The sequence below is a fragment of the Achromobacter sp. SD115 genome (genome assembly GCF_017355315.1).
Taxonomy (GTDB): domain Bacteria; phylum Pseudomonadota; class Gammaproteobacteria; order Burkholderiales; family Burkholderiaceae_B; genus Achromobacter; species Achromobacter xylosoxidans_B.
On the sequence record NZ_JADIJM010000027.1, the window covers coordinates 45,579 to 64,355 of the forward strand.

The 18,777-nt window shown below is 59.1% G+C and carries 16 protein-coding genes; 4 read left to right on the top strand and 12 right to left on the bottom strand.

Annotated elements, in window-relative coordinates:
* Positions 1-751 precede the first annotated feature (751 nt).
* On the top strand, positions 752-2,086 hold the full coding sequence (locus IPU70_RS28110; protein ID WP_006227456.1) for a DUF5623 domain-containing protein: 1,335 nt from the start codon (positions 752-754) through the stop codon (positions 2,084-2,086).
* 170 nt (positions 2,087-2,256) lie between these two features.
* The gene (locus IPU70_RS28115) at positions 2,257-3,201 is read left to right on the top strand and encodes a glycosyltransferase family 9 protein (RefSeq protein ID WP_006227457.1); all 945 of its coding nucleotides are present in this window, start codon (positions 2,257-2,259) and stop codon (positions 3,199-3,201) included.
* Positions 3,202-3,270: 69 nt separating this feature from the next.
* On the opposite strand, the gene IPU70_RS28120 is transcribed toward IPU70_RS28115, so the two are convergent.
* The 6 genes from IPU70_RS28120 to IPU70_RS28145 all read right to left on the bottom strand — a co-directional run bounded on the left by IPU70_RS28120 (position 3,271) and on the right by IPU70_RS28145 (position 10,313).
* Positions 3,271-5,547, bottom strand: coding sequence for an SNF2-related protein (locus IPU70_RS28120; RefSeq protein ID WP_006227458.1), 2,277 nt, complete (start codon positions 5,545-5,547; stop codon positions 3,271-3,273).
* Positions 5,548-6,284: 737 nt separating this feature from the next.
* Positions 6,285-6,728, bottom strand: a complete 444-nt coding sequence (locus tag IPU70_RS28125; RefSeq protein WP_006226471.1) for a hypothetical protein — start codon at positions 6,726-6,728, stop codon at positions 6,285-6,287.
* Between the two features lie 242 nt (positions 6,729-6,970).
* The gene (locus IPU70_RS28130) at positions 6,971-8,074 is read right to left on the bottom strand and encodes a DUF6094 domain-containing protein (RefSeq protein ID WP_006226470.1); all 1,104 of its coding nucleotides are present in this window, start codon (positions 8,072-8,074) and stop codon (positions 6,971-6,973) included.
* A 72-nt stretch (positions 8,075-8,146) separates the two neighbouring features.
* Entirely contained in the window at positions 8,147-8,773 is a 627-nt protein-coding gene (locus IPU70_RS28135; protein WP_006226469.1) for a DUF3275 family protein, read from the bottom strand.
* Between the two features lie 483 nt (positions 8,774-9,256).
* Entirely contained in the window at positions 9,257-9,613 is a 357-nt protein-coding gene (locus IPU70_RS28140) for a hypothetical protein (RefSeq protein ID WP_006226467.1), read from the bottom strand.
* 91 nt (positions 9,614-9,704) lie between these two features.
* Positions 9,705-10,313: a glycine zipper 2TM domain-containing protein gene (locus tag IPU70_RS28145; protein ID WP_006226466.1), complete on the bottom strand. Its 609-nt coding sequence runs from the start codon at positions 10,311-10,313 to the stop codon at positions 9,705-9,707.
* 298 nt (positions 10,314-10,611) lie between these two features.
* Between IPU70_RS28145 and IPU70_RS28150 the strand changes: the two genes are divergently transcribed.
* Positions 10,612-11,229: a hypothetical protein gene (locus tag IPU70_RS28150; protein ID WP_124260339.1), complete on the top strand. Its 618-nt coding sequence runs from the start codon at positions 10,612-10,614 to the stop codon at positions 11,227-11,229.
* Positions 11,230-11,754: 525 nt separating this feature from the next.
* A complete protein-coding gene (locus tag IPU70_RS28155; RefSeq protein ID WP_006226465.1) occupies positions 11,755-12,216 on the top strand; it encodes a DUF3577 domain-containing protein in 462 nt (153 codons plus the stop codon).
* Positions 12,217-12,694: 478 nt separating this feature from the next.
* On the opposite strand, the gene pilM is transcribed toward IPU70_RS28155, so the two are convergent.
* Genes pilM through IPU70_RS28185 form a run of 6 tightly spaced genes read right to left on the bottom strand, consistent with a single transcriptional unit; the run spans position 12,695 to position 18,772 of the window.
* Positions 12,695-13,147 carry a type IV pilus biogenesis protein PilM gene (gene pilM, locus IPU70_RS28160; protein ID WP_006226464.1) on the bottom strand — a complete coding sequence of 151 codons (453 nt, stop codon included), beginning with the start codon at positions 13,145-13,147 and terminating at the stop codon, positions 12,695-12,697.
* 40 nt (positions 13,148-13,187) lie between these two features.
* Positions 13,188-14,426: a shufflon system plasmid conjugative transfer pilus tip adhesin PilV gene (pilV, locus tag IPU70_RS28165; protein WP_006226463.1), complete on the bottom strand. Its 1,239-nt coding sequence runs from the start codon at positions 14,424-14,426 to the stop codon at positions 13,188-13,190.
* The gene (locus tag IPU70_RS28170; protein WP_006225788.1) at positions 14,423-15,418 is read right to left on the bottom strand and encodes an ATPase, T2SS/T4P/T4SS family; all 996 of its coding nucleotides are present in this window, start codon (positions 15,416-15,418) and stop codon (positions 14,423-14,425) included. The genes pilV and IPU70_RS28170 overlap by 4 nt, the downstream gene beginning before the upstream one ends.
* On the bottom strand, positions 15,418-15,981 hold the full coding sequence (locus tag IPU70_RS28175) for a type 4 pilus major pilin (RefSeq protein ID WP_006225789.1): 564 nt from the start codon (positions 15,979-15,981) through the stop codon (positions 15,418-15,420). Before IPU70_RS28175 ends, IPU70_RS28170 begins: the two co-directional genes overlap by 1 nt.
* A 51-nt stretch (positions 15,982-16,032) precedes the next feature.
* The gene (locus tag IPU70_RS28180) at positions 16,033-17,082 is read right to left on the bottom strand and encodes a type II secretion system F family protein (protein WP_006225790.1); all 1,050 of its coding nucleotides are present in this window, start codon (positions 17,080-17,082) and stop codon (positions 16,033-16,035) included.
* Positions 17,069-18,772: a GspE/PulE family protein gene (locus tag IPU70_RS28185; protein WP_054485455.1), complete on the bottom strand. Its 1,704-nt coding sequence runs from the start codon at positions 18,770-18,772 to the stop codon at positions 17,069-17,071. Before IPU70_RS28185 ends, IPU70_RS28180 begins: the two co-directional genes overlap by 14 nt.
* Positions 18,773-18,777 lie beyond the last annotated feature (5 nt).

The window sequence follows — 18,777 nt, forward strand, 5'->3', positions numbered from 1 at the left end:
AGACGCGACTTAGAGCCGTAATTTCACTATAGCGACTAATAGACGTAAGGGCAAGTCGGTGTCGAGTCACCGCCAAAGCTGTGGCCGCTGCCGTGCAGGCCCGTCAAGAGAGGGCGCAGCTCTAGCTAGCGGGATAGGACGACATAGGTTTACTGTGCAAACATACAGTATTCGCCTATGCCGTTCAGATCTCCTTTATCCCTCGCTGAGCTCCGCGCTATTCAGGACCGTCATCGTGGCTCTGATGGCAAGATCTCCGACGCAGACGTGCTCGCCCTGCTGCTGGAGGTCAAGCGGTACCGCTCGTTTGTGCTGCGAACGAAGCAGTTGTCGAGCGAGGTTCAAACGCCCTTCCGGCGTTCTAGCCCCTGTCTACGATGAATGGTGGGAAGCGCTCGCGGCGGAACCTTGCGTGGCTGAACAGGAGCTGATGGTTCGTGAACTGCTGGAGGGGCCCGGTAAGCTACGCAAAGGCATGGCGCCACGGTAGGCGGCAAGTGTGGAACTCCACACAGGAACGGAGCTGATTCTACCGGTTGGCCGACAGGTGCCCCGTCCCAGCGCACCCGCTGCCAGGCCTGATTGACTTCAACGATTCGTGAGGAGTAAAGTCGATCTGCGCTGGCACGCGCAGGACGCCGTCTTCCGAAGCTCCTAGAGCAGTGCTTTGATCTTCTATTGGCCGATGCCTTCCTTCCGGCCTTTCAGAGCGACGGTGACTCTGTAAACGGGGCCTTAAGGATCGAAGCGCATGAATACCGCCAGCATTAAGCCGCTCTCAGTGAACGGCATCAAGCAGCTCGCCAAGAAAATTAGCCGCGAGCAAAACATCACCCACACAGACGCTCTCAATCTTGCCAGTCGCCAGGCTGGCTACGAGAACTTCGTGCACGCGAAGCGCCAGCTTCCCGTCGCAAGTGCACCGCGCGGGTTTCCCGTCTACATCTCCGTGCACTGGTTCACCCGGCGTCCGCGCAAGGACGATCAGACGCCCAATGGGCTGAGGCATGGCCGAGAACTGCTATGTGTGCACCTCTCTCGTCCATTGCCCGAAATCGTGGCCAAGCACCGCGTCGGCCACGCGCGTGGGCTCTACGGCTTCCGGATGGAATACGTCGATCATCTGGAACACCGGACCAATGTGGACAACCAAGAGGCGGCTCGGGACCTTCTACTGAAGGCGGAGCGCAGCTTGCGCTTCATGGAAGCGACAGGCCTGCAACCAGTATCGACCAAGAAGTTCGACGCCATCGCTAGCGTGCTGAACGGCATGCCCGGCAGAGACCATAACTCGGACTGGTTCGACCCTGTGAGCGGGAGCTATGTGTGCCTGGACGAGCCGTATGCGGCTGAGGTCAAGCGCATGGAGGCCAAGCGCGCCCACTGGCTGCAGAGTAATGGCTGCAAAATGGTGGTGCCCAAGTGGGAGGGCATCTACTACGCCGGCGAGTGCATTCCTCTCCTGATTGGCCTGGACGGCGCCCTGCTGCAGCGTGTTGCTGACGCGTTGGCCAATCTGCGCCCCGTCGTGGAGCCCCACCCGTGGCCACACGAGACGGGCAGGTGCAATGACGATTTTGTCAGTCCTCAACGCGAAGCGGATGCAAAGCCGCGCCGGCGGCGGCCGGGGCCGTCTTACGGCGAATACAACGGCGCGGTGCCGTATGGTGGCCAAACCGGTATCCCGTCGCGCTGGCGCCCGGCCAAAGCGATGCCAATTGAGCTACATCTACAACTTGCCCCTCTAATGCGAGGCCTGTCGGCCATCGGGTTTTCCAGCCGAGTCCACTCGAAGCTGGGCGCTGCCCGTTCCGAATTGGACAATTGGTGGCCATTGGAACACCGGGATGAGCAGGGGCGGGCCTTGGACGATATCTACTATGGAGGGCCGATCGCAGTGTGCGGCGATTCGGACATGGAGCGCCTGGCGATGCTCACCGAAGCGCGTTCCATCGTCGTGCGCGGCTACGACGACTGCAAGCCGCGGCGCACACTGCTCGCGGCTTTTGACGCGGGCATCGCTGAGCTGCAGAAGGTTGAGCGCATCCGCGCGGCGGCGAGCCCAGGCGCTAGCGCTGCGATCTGACGTCTCGCGACAAGCGCGCTCGCTGCAAACAGCCCCCGAAAGGGGGCTTTTTGTTGGCAGCGCTTCGCGCCAGCACAGCCTATAGGCCACGGTGCAGCCTCGTGATAAATTGCCGGCGTCGTGCCGAAAACGACCATAAATCCCCGCCTACTTGTTTAGGTGTCCGGTTTATGTCTGATGTTGTGGTTTTTGTCAGGAGCCAGCCGAGGTTCGGCGATCAAATCGTAGCTTTTCCAGCGCTAAGCCTTCTGAAGAAATTTTGGCGTGAAAAGCGCGTCCGTGTAGTGTCCCGGTACGCAGTTGGCCACTTTTACACGAGCCTGCCGTGGGTGGACGAATTCGTCCAAGCGGATGCGTTCGCGGCGCAAGTGCGCGCGCTGCCACGCCGAGCTCACGCTTCCTTAAGTCTTCACCATTCTAGCGAGCGCTACTCGCTGATTAACCTTATTCGGCGGCCAGCGCTGCGCATGGGATTCGAGAATGGCCGGCTGGGCGATCGCGTATGGACCCACAGTCATCGAAAAGACATCAATGAGTACATTGGGCTTGCAAATCTGCGCCTGCTCGCGACGCATCAGGGGCATGAGCCTGAGCGAACTGCGCGTCAGGCATTTCTGGAGATCTCCAAGCCGCACGTCGGGAAGGTCACACCGGCCGATATCGTTTTCATACCGGGCGGTGGCGCCGGAGATTTCAAGCGATGGGCGTTGGACCACTACGTGGCGCTCTCGGATCTTCTTCAAAACCATTTCGCCGGATCTGCAGGGTTCACCTTCGTTCTGGGTCCCGACGAAGGAAGAATGCGGGAGCACATTGCATACCTAGGCCGAAGCGACTTCAAGATTGAGTTCTGTCGGCCGCCAGCAGAGCTCGCCGCGCTCATGCGCAATGCCCGCCTGGTCGTATCGAATGATTGTGGTCCGTCGCATATCGCCCAAGGCCTGTGCGTTCCATATGTCGGAATCTTCAATGAGCCGAATCCAGAATGGTTCTGGGCGCGAAGGTACACGCGGGATGTGGTTCCGGACAACGGAACGGACGAAATCAACTCTATCGAGCCGGCGCGAGTTCTAAGGGCGTGTCTGGACGTCCTTGGCGAGCGGCGGCGCGCGTAGCGCTACATCTTGCAAAAAAAAAGGCCACCCCGGGTGTGGGGTAGCCTGTCCTGAGAGAAAGCACCGAAGTCAGTTAACCAACTGCTTCGCAAGGGCGACTTCAATGCTGTCACCCCCCTGATTCAGGATATCGAGCCCTGAGTCGGGCATATCGCCAGATGTGGATTGAGAGACTGCAATCTTCTGAGCCATGAGCTGCAGGCAGCGCATCTGGGCGGTGCCCTGATAGCCAAGAAAATCCACGTCCACGTCTCGCGTCTGCCCGATCCGCCAACTACGCCTTGCGGCCTGCTGCAGTGTGTAGACGTTGTAGCCGGTCTGCATGAACAAGATGGTCGGAAACTCCAACATATCCAGGCCTGTCTTGACCAACTCCGGGTTGCAGATCAACGCATCGATCCCTCGGTCGACTTGCTCCATTACCCAGTCCTCCCGCTTTTCCGCGGCCACACTGGAACGAAGCACGGCACTGCGCACGCCGGCCTGGTCAAAGAGTGCCTTTAGCCTGGCCGATGTGTCGCGTGTGCCCGTGTACGTCGTGTAAACGAGCGTACGACGGCCTTTTGCAGTCTCCCGTCGCACGCGCTCCAGCAATGCGTTCTCTTTAGGCGACGCATCCTGGTTGCCGTACAGCGCTGGAAGGCTAGCAAGCAGCGACTTGGTATGAGGATGCCGAACCGTCTCAGCCCGAAAGCAGCATTCTGGCCAAGCGAGAAGTGCATTCAGAACAACTCCCATGAGCGACTTGTCACCAGCACGCAGTGCCCGCCGCAACTCGTCAACCAGCGTGCGCTCCAGATAGTGATACGCCGCCTCCATGTCGGGCGACATAGCGACTTCCACCATGCTCTCGCGATAGGGCGGCAGCACGTCCTGACCGAGCTGAGACAGCTTCAAGAACGCCGTGTATGGGACCACATACCGCATGATCCCCTTCGGACCAAAGCCCGGACCTTTGACGGTGGAGATGGTCCTCTTATCCCCCTTTGCCGTTCGATGAGATCCCGAGTTCGATTCCTTGTGGATGTCGATGAGGACGCCGTGTTCACGCATGAATGCCATCGTCGCAGATGCCATCGACCCCTTTGAGTTGAAGTTATACCCGTCCTCTATCATCATCCGCGGGTGGAGGCGATAGAGGAGATGGTATAGGTCGTCCGCGTAGCCTCCCATCAGCGTTCCGGTCAATGCCAACGCCTTTGAGCACTTGCGCGCGAGCACGCCCATCGCCTGGCCTTGAGCCGAACCTTCGTTCTTGTACTCGTGACCCTCGTCTGCAATGAGCAAGCCAAAGTAGCCTTGCGGAAGATACCGTTTGATGAACTCAGTCGGTTGGAATCCGCCTTGTCCGAAAGACACTTCGGTATAGGCGAGTGCCCGTTCCATGCGCTTGGCCTGGCGATCTGAAAAGACTAAGTCGCCTTCATCGTCCATCAAGTTGATGAACTCGTAGACGTTGTCCTGCAGCATGTCGCCGAGCATTTCCTCGCCGAAGCGAGAAAGCAAGCCGTCCGCAGTGCGGGGGCCTACCGTGGGCATTTGAACGAGTGCATTTTTGACCATGTCCCGGTAGCTCATGGGCGTCGCACGCTTCGGAACGAGCGTCCAAAGGCGCTCGCCGCAATTGCACGCGGTGCGCCGCTCGTTCAAGGCCGCCGTAGCCAGCGTCGGTGTGAGCGGTACACCATCCTCGTCGCACACGAACTGACCGCATCGGGGGCAGCAAGCGGCACTTCTGCAAACGCGACCGAGTTCCGAGTCGAAGAGGACCGGCCGTGTTGCGAAGGCAGGGCGCCAATCGAACCCCATCCGCATCCGAACGCGGCCCAAGATGAAGAACTGCGGTGCAGCAGGTCGACCTCGCATGGTCCTGAGCTGAAGCAGCTTCCGAAGCGTGTCTGGACCGTTGAGGATCCAGACTTGTGCGTTCGGTACCGTTGCACGAATCTCCCGCCGCCATTTGTAGACCAAATGAGGCGGTGCAAGTACTAAAGTTCTCGGGAAACCGGCGTGATGGAGGAGCGTGGCCACGAGAATGCCCATAAGAGTCTTTCCCGTGCCCATTTCAGCGTTGATGACGCCGGCTGGCGCATGCTGCGTCAGCAGCGTGGTCAAGGCGTGCACGACGCGCCGTTGAGCCGGGAACGGTGTGCGAGAGAGAGAGTCTATGATCCCGTCCCAGTCGGGGCGGTGGGCTTCGTCAAATATAGGGGGGTTCTGCGCTCGGACGGCCTGCAACAGGCCAGCGCCAAATTTGCTGATGAACTCCGGAAGGGGGATGTGATCGGTTTCATCAAGCTGGGCTTCTTCCAATGCGACAACTTCGTCGTCAACGATCGCGTTCATAATGGTGCTCCAAGAAAAGGGGATTGAGAGACACCAACTCCCCTTCCGGGATGGTGTCCCGGAAGGGAAGAGAAGACGCTGTTAAGCGCTAGGGTGAAGTGTCAGATGTCCATTGCGGACGTAAGAAGAAATTCGCCTCGAAAAGTCCGTGGGAAGACGTACGAAAGTGGGACTAATCCTCCCGACAGGCCGGCAGGCCTCATCATTCAAGTCGGCCAGTAGGTCTGTGCTTAGTTCTCCTAAAAGGAAGTCCCGCCAGTGATCCAAAAGTGGGACGTCAGAGACCTGCTTGATCAGGTCCCATACCAGGTCTGCAGCAGCGCCCGGTGGCTCGTCGCCACCAACGTCGCGTAGCACCCAGCCACTACGCGTAGCTCGGGACGGCTTCAACAATGCGGGGTCATAGATCCAGCAGTGCAGGAGCCCGCCGAAGAGAGTTTGCTTAGGCAGTCTGCCCGAATGCTTTTCGAGCCGCTTCACATCTCCGACAGAGACTACGGTTTCAACGGCTGATGAGGTCGTCATCAGTGTCAATTGACGCAGGCCTCCCTCTTGAACGCCAAGTTGCAGCGATGCGAAGAGCTGCTGCGCGGACCCATCACGGCCATAGAACGACAGAAAAGCAAGGTCTCCGTTAGGAAACCTCACGCAGGCGTCTACAAATAGATCTTGCAGTTCGCGAATGCGGAACATCATAGATGCGCTCCAGAATTTAGATCAATCGCAACGGGTCACAGTTAGGATGCGAGCTCGATAGAAGCCAAGTACGGCAACAGCTCGCGAATCTGCTGAATCGAGCGTGCAGACAGCCTTACCTCAAGCAGGCGGTCGAGATCGACGACTTGCTCGGTTAATGAAGGTGCGGCATCAGAAACCATGCGGCAGAACTGAAGAAGGCTTCGGGCCCTCGAATGGAGCTCAAATTCCTGAACGCTTGCGCCCGGAGACGGAAGCGGGGCGCTTCCCAAATAGGTAACGTATCGGTTCACGCATTCCCCATCCTCATGGAAGTCATCATGAAGGAGTTTTTGCGGGGAATCTTCTGCCCATAGTGTGGCATTCCCGAAAGCCGCTTCGGCTTGCTGCAATGCGGCTAGATCGTTCGGCGCTTCTACGCCGACCTTTATGAGATGCCGATACGCGACTTCGAAAGTTACGATGAAATTTGAGGGCGTTGTCATTGGTCATATCCAAGCGACAGCGGGCACCCTGCGGGAGGTTGCCCGCAAGGGTTAAGAAAACACTCCAGGTCTGGAGGACCTTGGCCTGGGCAAAAGCCCATGGAGCCGAACCAAAAGGATGCCGGTTACGCCGGCGGCGGCCCAGTAACGCTGGGCTTCGTGGAACGCTGGCCTAAGTGCATGGAGATACGCTTAGGGCAGCGCCCTCGCGAACGCGAGGGGCTGTTTCAATAAGGCTTGAGTCACCGGATGTTGACCAGACGGCCCAAGCGCGCTCCTGGCGTGAAGTCGATTCCGACGATGGTCGGTACGAACTTGTCGCGCATCACGATCGTGGTGCGAACATCGCCATTGCTGGCTTCTTCAAGCTGAACTTCCTGGACTTTGACCTTGATCGTGTCTCCCCGGATAAGCAGCTTGGTCCCGTCGTCGCCCTCCACTACGCCACTTATCTGTCCGGCCGCGAGCGCAAGCGCAAGATGCCAGTCAGAGAGGTTGCAGAGCGGGCGTCGATGAGTGACTTCACCGGTCGAAAAGAAGCGTCCGAGCTGCGGCCATAAAGTCGAAGGTGCTATGCGTTGAAGCTCGTCACGTAACTGTTCGGCGTCGATTTTCGTGGACAGAAATGCGAGCTGACCGGCAACGTGCGGCACAAGATAGGGTGCAGTGGTCCATTCAGCGGGTAGCTCGGACGGAAGTGCTCCTTGCCCAATTTCGACCAACCTTTTCACAACATTGGGGTCAGGTGAGTCGGAACGCCTCTTTACACCGAAGACGACAAGCTGCCGAAACTCCTGCTCAGGCGCCAAGTGGGCCCGCACCCCTTCAAAGTTCCGGGAGATCATGGTCGCAAATTGCTTGTCCATCACATAGTGTGGGACGATCAAGACCAGCACGCCGCCGAAAGCGAGCGATGGCACCGCGGCCTGGTAGAAGACCTTTTCCAAGCGGTCATAGTGCCGGTCGCCAGTGTGCCCCTTGTCGGCCACCACGGCTCCATAAGGGGGATTTAAGAACAGGAGGCTCATAGACCGCGCTGATACAAACACATCGTGGACATCAGCGTGAAGTGCTGACGAGAGGAGCTCCTTTGCGTGCCAGGCGCGGCTCCGGTCAAATTCGACGCCATACGTCACTGTGGACTTTGAGGCATGAAACGCGTCCAGAGCGGAAGCCACCCAGTTAAGGGCGCTTCCTTCTCCGCAGCAGGGGTCATAGAGCCTTGCCCCCGCATCAGGATCGAGCAGCTCAAGGGCGGAGCAAACTCGCTTCAGTGTCTCCTCGTCGGTTGGAAAATAGCCGTTGCGAATGAAGTTCTGCGCGAGCCTAGGAAAGATAAGTGCCATGGGGTTCTGCCTGTAGTGGAGGTTTGAAGCGCGGGCCGGCTGAAGCCGGACCTGCGCATCGAGGGATTGGTGTTATTTGACGTGCCAGGTTTGAGATGCAGCACGGAAGCTGTAGTTGAGTCGCTTCCCGAGCCAATCGCGCTGCGACCGGAACAGCGCGCGGTCGACCGACGGATCTAGCTTTACTGGCTGCCGGGCTTTGATCAGCTCCGTAAGCTCAGCGCCGAAGACTTCCAAGAGCTCGCTGTCCTCGAAGGGCACGCTTGACGCCGTGGGCTGCTCGGCGGTCGCAAGTGGAGCGCTCGCTGCGGGAGGAGGAGGGGCCTCTTCCGCCGACAAGACCTTTGGAGTTGCGGCCTCGCTCTGCGTAGCGATCGATGGGGAACTGCGTTCTTCATCCGCTGGATCGGGCTCGGTCGCCTGAGTGGCAATCTCCGAGTCGCCAGGGTCGTCGCTGTCTAGCATCACGTCCGCGAGCATGGCGCGAATCTCAATTGTGATCTTCCCGTACCACGTGTATGAGTGCGGATAGATCTTCGAGATTAGAAACTCGCCGGGGTAGGAGCCCGACTGAAACTGCTCCAAGATCTTGTCCTTGATTTTGAATTCACCGATTGCGGTTTGCAGCTCACCGACATTGAAGTCGCCGTTGCCGCCTCGAATCGTCTTGACCTCCAGCGTGCCGGGGATCTTGATCATGGTGTTGCTCCAGAAAAAAAAGCGGCCCCTTAGGGGCCAAGATGAATGAGAGGGGCTGCGCGGGAATGCAAACCCGCGCGAGGGATGGACTGGATTGCGTCAGGCCCTACGAATTCGCGGTTCCTGTGGCAGTTTCCAGAATTTTTACGTCACTTCCGAAGATGCGTCGGGGTTGAGGTGCTGCTCAAGTTTCGTTTTGATTTCTTGCGCAACACCTCTCCATGAATGGGGGTGGATGAGATGATTCTCAGGCCAGTTTTGGAGATCTTCGTCGCTGAACTTCGCGACGCTCGTCGCGTGCTTGAGGAGCGCGTCTACGACAAACATTTGAGCGAGCGGGCCATAGGAGGAGAACTCCATTAAGTCCGTGACGCACTCAACGTTTGTCATTCTTTCTCGGTTTGAGTGGTGAGGCATAGTTGGGCCTTTAAGAGGGAGGCCCCCCAATCGGGAGGCCCCGATGGGTCAATGAGAACAGCAGTCTTAGATCGGATGTTCGGAGAACGTGCCATCCGCCTGGTGTGTGACGAGGCGGTTGCCCACGTTATTGCGACGATCCGCAAGCACCTCGACGTACATGCTCTCGGGAAGGGTAATGCCGAGTCGATGCAAGACTCCGCGGAAGTAATCGAGGTCCAACCCAAAGGGATTTCGCTCGTAAAGATTTGAATAAAGGAAGTCGCCGCCGAATTCGCCGTCGTCGTCTGCATCCGGATCAGTGTCAAGAAGCTCGACCGGCTTCGGTATGACCAGGAAGAAATGGCCCATGGGGCGGTCCCAGCCTAGATTGACCGTGATGGCATGGCCGTTGTGCAGGGTTTTGAAGAAATGATTGCTCATCGCAAGCTCCGAAGAAGAGCCCACTCGCCCGTTCGGGCGTGGGCCCGGTAGGGGAAGGAGCAGGGCGTCCAATGGGCGCCACTGCTTGGGTTTAAATCGGGATGACGCGAACTGCGCCGGCACCGCTCAGGACTTGGACCCGTTGGCCAGGCTTGAGCGGGATGTCAGCCTCCTGCGCGATTGCTTGGGTTTGACCACTATCGAGTCGTACAACGACTTCGATGCCAGCGGCTTCGGACACCTTGCGTTCGACAGAATTGCCGGCGATACCGCCGATGAGCGCGCCTATGGCTGCCGCGACATAGGACCCCTTGTGGTTTCCGATGGCGCTGCCCGCCAATCCGCCTAGTGCGGAACCTGCTGCCATGCCTGCCCCGGAGTTGTAGCCGGCCTGAATGGTGATTGGTCGTGCCGAAATGACCGTCCCCGATTGGACCTGCTGCACCTGCTGAGCTTGCTGGTAGCTGTACACGCCGCCTGAGGCGCTCTGATTTGCACATCCGGCGAGAAGGCCGGTCACCGCGATCGAGGTGACAATAGCCGCACGTCGGGTGTTGCCTCGGCTATGCGTGAAGCCGTGGGCGCATGCGCGCACGGCCACGTAGGCCCGCGGTGCCAGGGAAATAGCCCCCCAGACAATGGCGCCGACGCAGATGCCAAAGGCGATAGAAAGGCTTGCAACGCTGAACGTTGAACTCATGTCGGTTCTCCTGAATGAAAAAGGGGAACCGCCGCCCCATTCGGGGAGGAAAGTTCCCCGATGGGCTGAAAAGACACTCCTGGTCGCTAGGACCTGCGGTCACCGAATGGTGGAGCCAAACCGCAGCACTGCAAAAGATGCCAGATGAGCTCTGACGGGCATACTGGGCGGAATCCTACACACAATCTCAACGGTTTGGCAAGAGGGCTACCGAGCTTTTTTGGAGCTTGCCGCCGCTCTATGATGGTTGCGGTGCTGCGGTGGCAGCGTCCTGTTTTGCCGTGGCTTAGGAATAAACTTGAACTCCGTATTTTCAATCCCGAAGTACGTGACACGATCGGTGTTTGCGGGGCTCGGCCTGGTCGCGGTGATCGCACTGTCTGGTTGCGCGACAACCTCCGGTGCCCTGCATGTCGCGCCGGAGGGATTGGACTTCGACTACACGGTCAGTTCGGACGGCGGCCACGTTGCGGTACGCGCATTTGGTGACCATGGAAAAATCATTCTGGTCCTGGACCAGCCGTTGCCGTCGAAGCTGCGGTCGGTGCCAATTGAACTGCCAGGAGGGGCTCGGGGAGATGCCGAGGTGCGAGGCAACTACGTTTTTGTACCTGGCAGGCCGGACCGCTTCTCCGTGCTGCTGCCTGCAGGCCGCGTTGATGTCGTTCGATCGTCTGTTCTCGCAGCGGCAGGGTCCGACTCCGACCACATACCCGTCCAAAGCCCACCAACCGCCTCTGGCGACGAGGGCGACGGCGACGAAGTTGAATCCAACCTCGACTGGAGTGCTTCGGAGGTTCAAAACGGCGCTGCAGCTCCGGTCCTACAACAAGGCGGGCCAGTGCCAGCGCGGCCTGTCGGCTATAACGATCTCCGGCTGGGGCCACTGCCGCCCACAGGTGAACAACCTCGATGAAGGAACTCGCAATGAACATTATTTCTCCCTGGGCAAGCAAGTGCCGTGCTGGAACTCAGGCAAGACACGAACGTCTTGGTGACGTGTCAATCCTCGCTGAATGTGGGGATAGCCGAGAAGTCGAAACAGTGACGCTGGACAGCGAAGGGTGCGAAGTGCGCGCTGTCGAAACGGTGCCGGCGGCGGAACTGACGTCGGTCGACCCGTGCCGAGACTTGCTGCCGCGCCGAGCTCCCGCGACCATACTTTCCTTTAAGGCTCCGAGTCCGGAGTGAGGGACTTTCCTCTCTCTCGAAAATTGGTGTGGTGCTGCAGGAAATTCCATTGATTTCTTCATCGCCGAAACGTAAGATGTCGGCTAGAAAGCCGTCCGACAGCTTATGTCGGAATCTTTTGTAGCACTGCGGTTTGGCTCCACCATTCGGTGACCGCAGGTCCTAGCGACCAGGAGTGTCTTTTCAGCCCATCGGGGAACTTTCCTCCCCGAATGGGGCGGCGGTTCCCCTTTTCTTTAGGAGATCCGTCATGGCTCAAGCAAACACCCCCAAGTACTTCGATGCTCATCTTCGTGGCCTCGGCTATGTTCGTCGTGTTCGCGAAGTTAAGCCCAAGAAAGGTGCTCCGTTCCTTGCGTGCAGCATCAGCATCTTTCACGGTGAGGCGCAGGAAGGCAGTGCGGATTCACTCACCTGGCTCAATTGCGACGTAAAGGTCGTCGGCAAAGACGCCATCAAGGTCATGAGCGAAAAGCTTCAAGAAGCCGCGAACGACTCCAGCCGCAAGGTCCTGGCGTCCGTGACCATCGGCGATCCGTACATCGACACCTACAAGATCACGAGCGGCACCCGTGCCGGTCAAACAGGGGTGGTCCTCAAGGGCCGCTTACTGAAGATCCACATGGCGAAAGTTGATGGCGTGATGGTTTATCAGTACGTTGAACCCGAGGCTTCGGCCGATGGCGTTCGAACTGGCACGGATGACAACTGAGTCCTAGCCAACCCCGGAAACTCCACACACGTGGAGTTTTCTTCAATGTGCGCCGGTGGTGCATATTGAAGAAGACTTCGCAGGTTGTTCAGTGCGCGCCGCACTCAAAAAGGCGCATCCCGAATATCTGGTTAGGCTGCTGAACAGGCCAGATGAAAAAAGCAGTGTCCTCCACCCTCAGTCGATTCGGTGAATTGGCGTTCCTCGATCGAAATTGAGCTACCCGTCGCGGCCCTGAACCGGCCGCGGCTCTCTCTTCCGATCCCGGCTCTGTCCAGGGCAGGGCACACTTGGCCCGAGTAGGCTTGCCAGAGGCGACTTCGTCGTCTGTGGCAAGCCTATAGTCAAGCTTACTCGGGCGCCAACCCTATCCGCTATCCCAGGCCAGCAGCGGCCCGTAACGCTCGCAACCTTAGCGCATGAAGCGCTCCAACCCCCGCCCGGCACCGCCGGACGGGGGTTTTTGTTGGCCTTGCGGTTAAAGGACGTACACAATCGCCCCGTCGGGCACACCGGGCGGCAACGAAAGGACTGCCGCCCCGCCAGAAGGCGAGCTCAGAATACCGCTCCTGGCGACGCCAAAGAGAATCGGCAGGCCATCCTCGTCGTCCGGGAACATCCGGTATAGATCTACCGCGCGTCCGCCTGGAAGAAAGTAGATGTAGGCGGTGCCACCCACAACGACATTGCCCGTGCCGAACTGTGGGCTGAACCAGGTCGGAAGGTCGAGCGCCGTGGACGGGGCTGATCCAGAAAACGTTGGGTTAGATTTTGCAAACCTGGCTACTGAATTCGCGTAGATGCGCAGACTGCCTCCGGACACGACCGCCTCGTGCTGCTGCTGCATATCCAACGTAGTCTGCTCCGACGTGGAGGCCAGAGATGCAATTAGGATGAACAGCGCCAGCAGCGGAATCATCAGTATGCTCATAGCTGTGCGTCCTTTGGGACGGGGTCGCCGCCGGAGGTGGTCAAGAGATCCCGCAGCACGTGTAGCCGTGCCCGACGTTGCCCGCGTACAGGCTCTTTCCCATGACGTTGTAGAAATTCTGGTTCCTGCCTGCGCTGGTTACGCTGGTTACGATCATGCCGGCCGGGCACCAAGAGTTGTCCGTAGGGAGGTAATTATCGGCACGTCCCGCGAAGTAGTACTCGCAGCGAAATTGTCCTCCGCCAGACTTTCGCCACACTCCGGCCTGGCAGGATAGGGGTTCACCGATTCCCGTCCTGGCCACCAGGCCGTTTGCTTCGCATGCCCAGCCTTCGTTGGCGACCCCGCCGACGTACACGTATTCGTAGGCGTTGAGGCGTCCGTGAGAATAGGTTTGGCCCATCGAACGTAGTGCCCCGCCGCGGACTTCGCCTGCAGTGACCACATGATTGTCATTTAGAACGCGAAGCCAGCCATCGTTGCCTGCTGTATACCAGCCGCTACGGGTAGATCCGTCAGCGTTCTGTATTACCAGTGCGCTCTTAGTATTGATATTGCCGGAGGCCTCCACGGTCTGAGTGCGAACGGTGCGTGTGTTATTGAGGTCATTGCCATTCATGTCGATACTCGTGTTCATCCGGTTGACCTCTGGCCTCCCAGCGACCGAATTTCGATAGAGATAGTCCGTAACCTGGCCGGCGCTGTTGAAGAACAGCGCGGTGGCCAAGTTGCCGCCGGGCAATGCCAGTCCGAAGCCGGAAACCGGCACCTGCCAGCTTCCCATTGAGCCTTGAGCTATGGCGGGCTGGCGCGCGAGAACGAACCCGCCTCCCTCCAGCAATGCAGCGGTACGACGCAGGTCTTGTTCCGGAATGTCGCCGCCACCTGTCACCAGGAGTGCTTCGAGAATGTTCTGGCCACCCTGCGTTACGCGGCGTACTGCGAGCGTATAGGCCTGGCCGTAAGGATTGAGCGCGGGCAGGGCGGCGGGCAGGTTCCCAGCGTTGCGGATCGTGTCCAGTGAGATCGTGACAGGACCGCCGGCGGTAGCAGCCAGAAGAGATGCATAGTTGTTTTTGACGTATGCCGCAGCGGCGTTGCCCACCTGTTTTTGATGAAATGCCGCTTGGCGGCTTGTGAGCGTGGCCATGTAGTCGGTCTGGTTCCAGAGCCATGCTCCCAGGCCTATCGCGAAGAGAAGGAGCACCAGCATGCCCTCGACCATTGTGAAGCCCGCCTGCTTTCGCCTTGAAGCGGTCAATTGGTAGCGTCGGTTCATAATCTGTTCCCGAAGATGGCAGCGGCTTTCTGCGCTGCAATTTCTGTGTTCAGTCCGGCGAAGTCGCCTTTGCGGATCTTGGCCCGGATGGCAGTGTCCTCTTTGCCATCCAACACCAGCCAGTTGATTTGCAGGCGCTTGGCAATCCCAGTGCCTGTTTTGACTGTTTCAAGCTGTTGGTGAATCACCGCGCTGATGTTGTCAGCCAGCATGGCGTTGAACGACTCAACCGATGCGCCCGAGCCAGCGCATAGCGATTGCAGTTTGGTGAAAGTGAGCTCCGGACTGTCTGCGTGCAGTGTGGTGAGGACGGGCCATCCGTTGCCGCTTACACGGACGACCTCGATTGCGGAGGACGGGTCGCGGGTCTCCCCAAGATAGAAGATGTTCGCGCGAGAACGCAGCCCTCGCATAAGCTGCTCTTGGTAACCGCCATGCTCGCGTGCCACCTCGATTTGAATCGCGCGGCCCCTCCCGTGCATGCCATTCAACGATGTTTCAGGCGGATCAGCCAACGCGATGCCAAGCCCACCATGCCGTTCAAGCCGGTCGATGAAGATCGCATCAGCGGTGGACGTCTTTCCGTGGCGCATTCCTCCCGACACGACGACTAGGCCACTCAGCTTCGGCTGTATCAAATGGTTGAATAGCCGGTCCGCCATACCGAGCGATCTCAGCGGTCGTGTCTTCACATCCGCGCGGGCCAGGATGAATATGTCCTGCGAGTCCACGTCGAAGAGCTGCGTCACCCTGAACTTCTCCTCGCCTAGGGTGGCGGTGAACTCCGACTTCGTCAGTGTCCGCAGTGCCTGCCTGCATTGCTGACGCAGCAGATTGACGTCCGCCTGCAGGTGGCCCGGGACCTTGTCTGAGAGCGATTGACTTCCCTCCAGTTCACGAAGCTCGGCGTAGTCGGGCCCGATGATCATATCGACGAATCTCAGGTCGAGGAGGCTGGTTGCCTCCTCCAAGGTAACGGGTGTGTTGTCCATCAGCGTGCAGTCATTACAAGGTCAACATTGCCGGTGGTTGGGCAATTGGTCATGCTGACGAACTGAGCCGTCCGGGAGAGGTTGGCGCGCAGAGGGATGCAATTGCTGCTGGGGACAGCCCGGTAGGTAATCACGAACTGGGTGGCCGATCCAACGACAGTCACCTCGCCATCCCAACTGTGATACAGCGTGCCCGTCGTCGCGCCGACCATGTTGCTCGGAATCGCGCCGGCGGCTTGTAGCGCCGCAGTTGTGACATTGGCGTACCCATTCATGTCCCGGAGGAGCTTGGCCCCCTTGACGAGCTGGGCGATGTTCTGAGCTTCCGTGTTGTTCTCGGTGTCCTTATTGAGGACGTAGTAGCCTCCAAAGATGGCGCTGGCCACGATAACGGCAAGCAGCATCCACGCCAGGAAATCGGCGACGGAGGCTCCTGCTTGGCGAGCTACCGGCGTGCCGGCGTGAGGAAGCGCATAGCCAGTGACCTTCTGCGAAGCGCCGTCGGATAGCGACTCGCGATCGGCTGGTGCAGCGGTGCAGGAAGGGTCGATGTTAAGGGTCATGTGATGCTCCAATAAACGGGAGTAGTTGTGCAACGCGCCTTCGGCGCGCAGTTAGAAAACTCGATCGCCCATCGCGGCGGTCTGAAGTCCGAATAGTCCGAAGAAAATCACGGCGGCGAGTGCGGTTACGCCAATCAAGCCCAGGAAGAAGATGACCTTGCCCGACGCCTCAAGCCGCAGCGCGGCGTTCTCTGCCGAGTTGGCAGCAAACTCAGACAGCGCATAGGCGAATCCCTCGCGCGAGGCGATTGTGGTGATGTACGCGATCGATTCTTCGTCCGGGAACTTGTGACCTGCCAGGTCTAGCGCGACGCCAAGGTTTTTGCCCATACTGAGGCCATACATAGTGTCTTGCAGGCGCTGTTGCAGCCAGGGGCTCGCGTGCTTATGGATATGCACCATGGTTTGCAGCAAATCCGCACCGGCATTAAGCAGGATTGCGAGATTGGAAAAAAAAACCGCGCCCTGCATGGTCTTGTACGTGGACCATGGGGGAATGCGTTCGAACGCCAGCCTCATTGATCCGGTCCAGTTGGGCAGCGACCAACGGATCGCAAAGCCAACCGCGACAAGGCCGGCCAGGATGAAAATGCCGAAATGCCGGATGGTTTCGCTCATCCAGTAGACAAAGGCGGTGTACCCCGTCCAAGTTGTTGGATCCGAGCCTCTGGCGAAAACTGGGACCACCTTGAAGGAGACAAAAGCCAGTAGCACGGCGGCCATAGTTAGAATCACTGCCGGGTACGCGACAGCGCTAATAATTGCGGCGCGGACACGTGCCTGGCGCTTGATGTGCTTTATGGCGTCTTCGCACCCGGTGGCGATGTCCCCCGCTTTCTGGGCTGAAGCGAGCATAGAGATCTCGGTGCCCGGAAGCCAACCTTCGAGTGCCTCGGAAAACCGATCGCCGCTCATCCCGCTGGAAAGGCGCACTAGCACCTCGTGTGCGAAGACCGCGATAGTCGCCTTCGGGCGGCGACCATTGCGGCTATGCGCCTTCTGAATGTCGACAAGGGCGTCGAAGACCGGAACCTTCGATCGCGCCATGGCGTAGAGGGTTCGGTAGATCACTATGCGGCGACGCGAGCTAAGCTTTGCCATGACGAGAGCTCCGGCGGTTGAAGAGTGTCCGCTGGGCGCGGCGCGTGCGCCTGGCCTTGCGCGGCCCTATGCCTTCAGCGAGCCAGTCGTCGCTGTCTAGCGGCCGAACCATAAGCTCGCCGAGATCCGGATCCACGCGGCCTGCTTCGATCAATCGGATCAGATGCCCGCACTGGGTTACGCCACCCATCTCCTGCACCCAATATTTCTGCGCAGCGAACGTCCCGTTCTTACGGTAGACCGACATCAGTGAGGGGGTCGGGGACACCACTTCGGCGCAGACGGTACGTCCGACCAGGCCGCGGCGGCAATGCGAGCAGCCCTCGCCTCGAATCCGAACACCCGATACGTCGCAGACTCGCCTAACCCGGTCGCGAAGCCCCGGCTCAAGTTCGCCCTCCGCTTTGGCGAACGGCTTGCTGCAATGCCGACATAGGACCGGAACTAGGGCCTGGTTGATGATGCCGATGAACAGGGTTGGATCGGTGAGCAAATTGCGTGGCACGCCGGAATCTTCGAGCCTGTCAAAAGCGCTCATAGCATCCTTGACGTGCAGCGTTGCAAGGGTAGGGTGGCCGGTTAGCGCTGCGCGGATAGCAGCTCTCACCGAGGCCTTCCCACGAATCTCGCCGATCAGAATCGAGTCCGGATCTGACCTCAGCATGTGATCGATGGCATCGACCCACGCTGCTTCAACGTCTTCTTCGCTGGTGCCTGCCGGGATAATCGGTTCCTGAACTGCCACGTAGACGGCCTCGGCGCCATTGCGGACGGTGACCACCCGAATGGGCTGCTCGACGGGGTCTTCGGCCGTCGCGACGATGAGCTCCCCTTCTGCTTGCAGCAACGCTTGCTTCAGGTAGTGGTTCAGTGTGGTGGACTTGCCCGAGCCAGTGGTCCCTGTCACCAATACGATTCCGGACGTCTTGCGGCCGAATGATCGAATTTGGGCACATTGTTCGGGCAGGTAGCCGAGCTCCGCCATGGACTTCGGCGAGTCTCCGGTATCGGGATAGAGACGGATGACGAGCTTTCGACCGCGTGCCGCTGGGCCAGTCGCAATCCGGCAAACAAACAATCCCGACTGGCGGGCGTAGCGCTCCATGAGTCGAGCGTTCTGCTTTCGGGACGGCTCGTAGTTGTCGGGCTTCTCGCACATCGACGTGTAGAGCGTGGAGATTAGGTCCTCCGCCACGGCGCGGTCCAGGGTGAATCGACTCTCCGGAATGCCGTTGATTCGGTATTTCACATACGTCTTATCGACGTCGGGAAGAAAGTGAATGTCGCTCGCGCCCAGGCTCGCTGCCTCGGAGATCATTCGATTGATCTGTTCTTGCTGGGCGGTCTTGGTGTTTCCGAGGCCTTCGGCCATGGAGAGCGCAGCGCCGTCCTTCGCGGACTGCTGTAGGCGTTTGATCTCGGTGTGACTGACCGTCCGCAGTTCGAAACTTACTCGGTTGAGGCGAAGGCGCGATATGTATGACATCACACGCATATCGTCGCTGTGCTCTTCGTCCACGTACAGGACGCCGTCGTCGGCCAGCACGACGCGGTCGATTACGTACTCAGGCGCCTGCCAGTCCCCGCCGACAGCGCTGAGATTCTGAACTCGGCGTGCAGGCGCCATGGGCGGGGCGAGTGTCTCGTTCTGGCCTTCGGGCGAGTTGGGGGCATGGATGGTGGTGTCCATTTATG

Excerpts from the sequence above, each read along its gene's own strand:
- pilM (WP_006226464.1), bottom strand. The coding sequence starts at position 13,147 with ATGAGCATACTGATGATTCCGCTGCTGGCGCTGTTCATCCTAATTGCA.
- IPU70_RS28120 (WP_006227458.1), bottom strand. The coding sequence starts at position 5,547 with ATGAACGCGATCGTTGACGACGAAGTTGTCGCATTGGAAGAAGCCCAG.
- IPU70_RS28145 (WP_006226466.1), bottom strand. The coding sequence starts at position 10,313 with ATGAGTTCAACGTTCAGCGTTGCAAGCCTTTCTATCGCCTTTGGCATC.
- IPU70_RS28130 (WP_006226470.1), bottom strand. The coding sequence starts at position 8,074 with ATGGCACTTATCTTTCCTAGGCTCGCGCAGAACTTCATTCGCAACGGC.
- IPU70_RS28140 (WP_006226467.1), bottom strand. The coding sequence starts at position 9,613 with ATGAGCAATCATTTCTTCAAAACCCTGCACAACGGCCATGCCATCACG.
- IPU70_RS28135 (WP_006226469.1), bottom strand. The coding sequence starts at position 8,773 with ATGATCAAGATCCCCGGCACGCTGGAGGTCAAGACGATTCGAGGCGGC.
- IPU70_RS28125 (WP_006226471.1), bottom strand. The coding sequence starts at position 6,728 with ATGACAACGCCCTCAAATTTCATCGTAACTTTCGAAGTCGCGTATCGG.
- IPU70_RS28115 (WP_006227457.1), top strand. The coding sequence starts at position 2,257 with ATGTCTGATGTTGTGGTTTTTGTCAGGAGCCAGCCGAGGTTCGGCGAT.
- IPU70_RS28170 (WP_006225788.1), bottom strand. The coding sequence starts at position 15,418 with ATGGACAACACACCCGTTACCTTGGAGGAGGCAACCAGCCTCCTCGAC.
- IPU70_RS28175 (WP_006225789.1), bottom strand. The coding sequence starts at position 15,981 with ATGACCCTTAACATCGACCCTTCCTGCACCGCTGCACCAGCCGATCGC.
- IPU70_RS28185 (WP_054485455.1), bottom strand. The coding sequence starts at position 18,772 with ATGGACACCACCATCCATGCCCCCAACTCGCCCGAAGGCCAGAACGAG.
- pilV (WP_006226463.1), bottom strand. The coding sequence starts at position 14,426 with ATGAACCGACGCTACCAATTGACCGCTTCAAGGCGAAAGCAGGCGGGC.
- IPU70_RS28110 (WP_006227456.1), top strand. The coding sequence starts at position 752 with ATGAATACCGCCAGCATTAAGCCGCTCTCAGTGAACGGCATCAAGCAG.
- IPU70_RS28180 (WP_006225790.1), bottom strand. The coding sequence starts at position 17,082 with ATGGCAAAGCTTAGCTCGCGTCGCCGCATAGTGATCTACCGAACCCTC.
- IPU70_RS28155 (WP_006226465.1), top strand. The coding sequence starts at position 11,755 with ATGGCTCAAGCAAACACCCCCAAGTACTTCGATGCTCATCTTCGTGGC.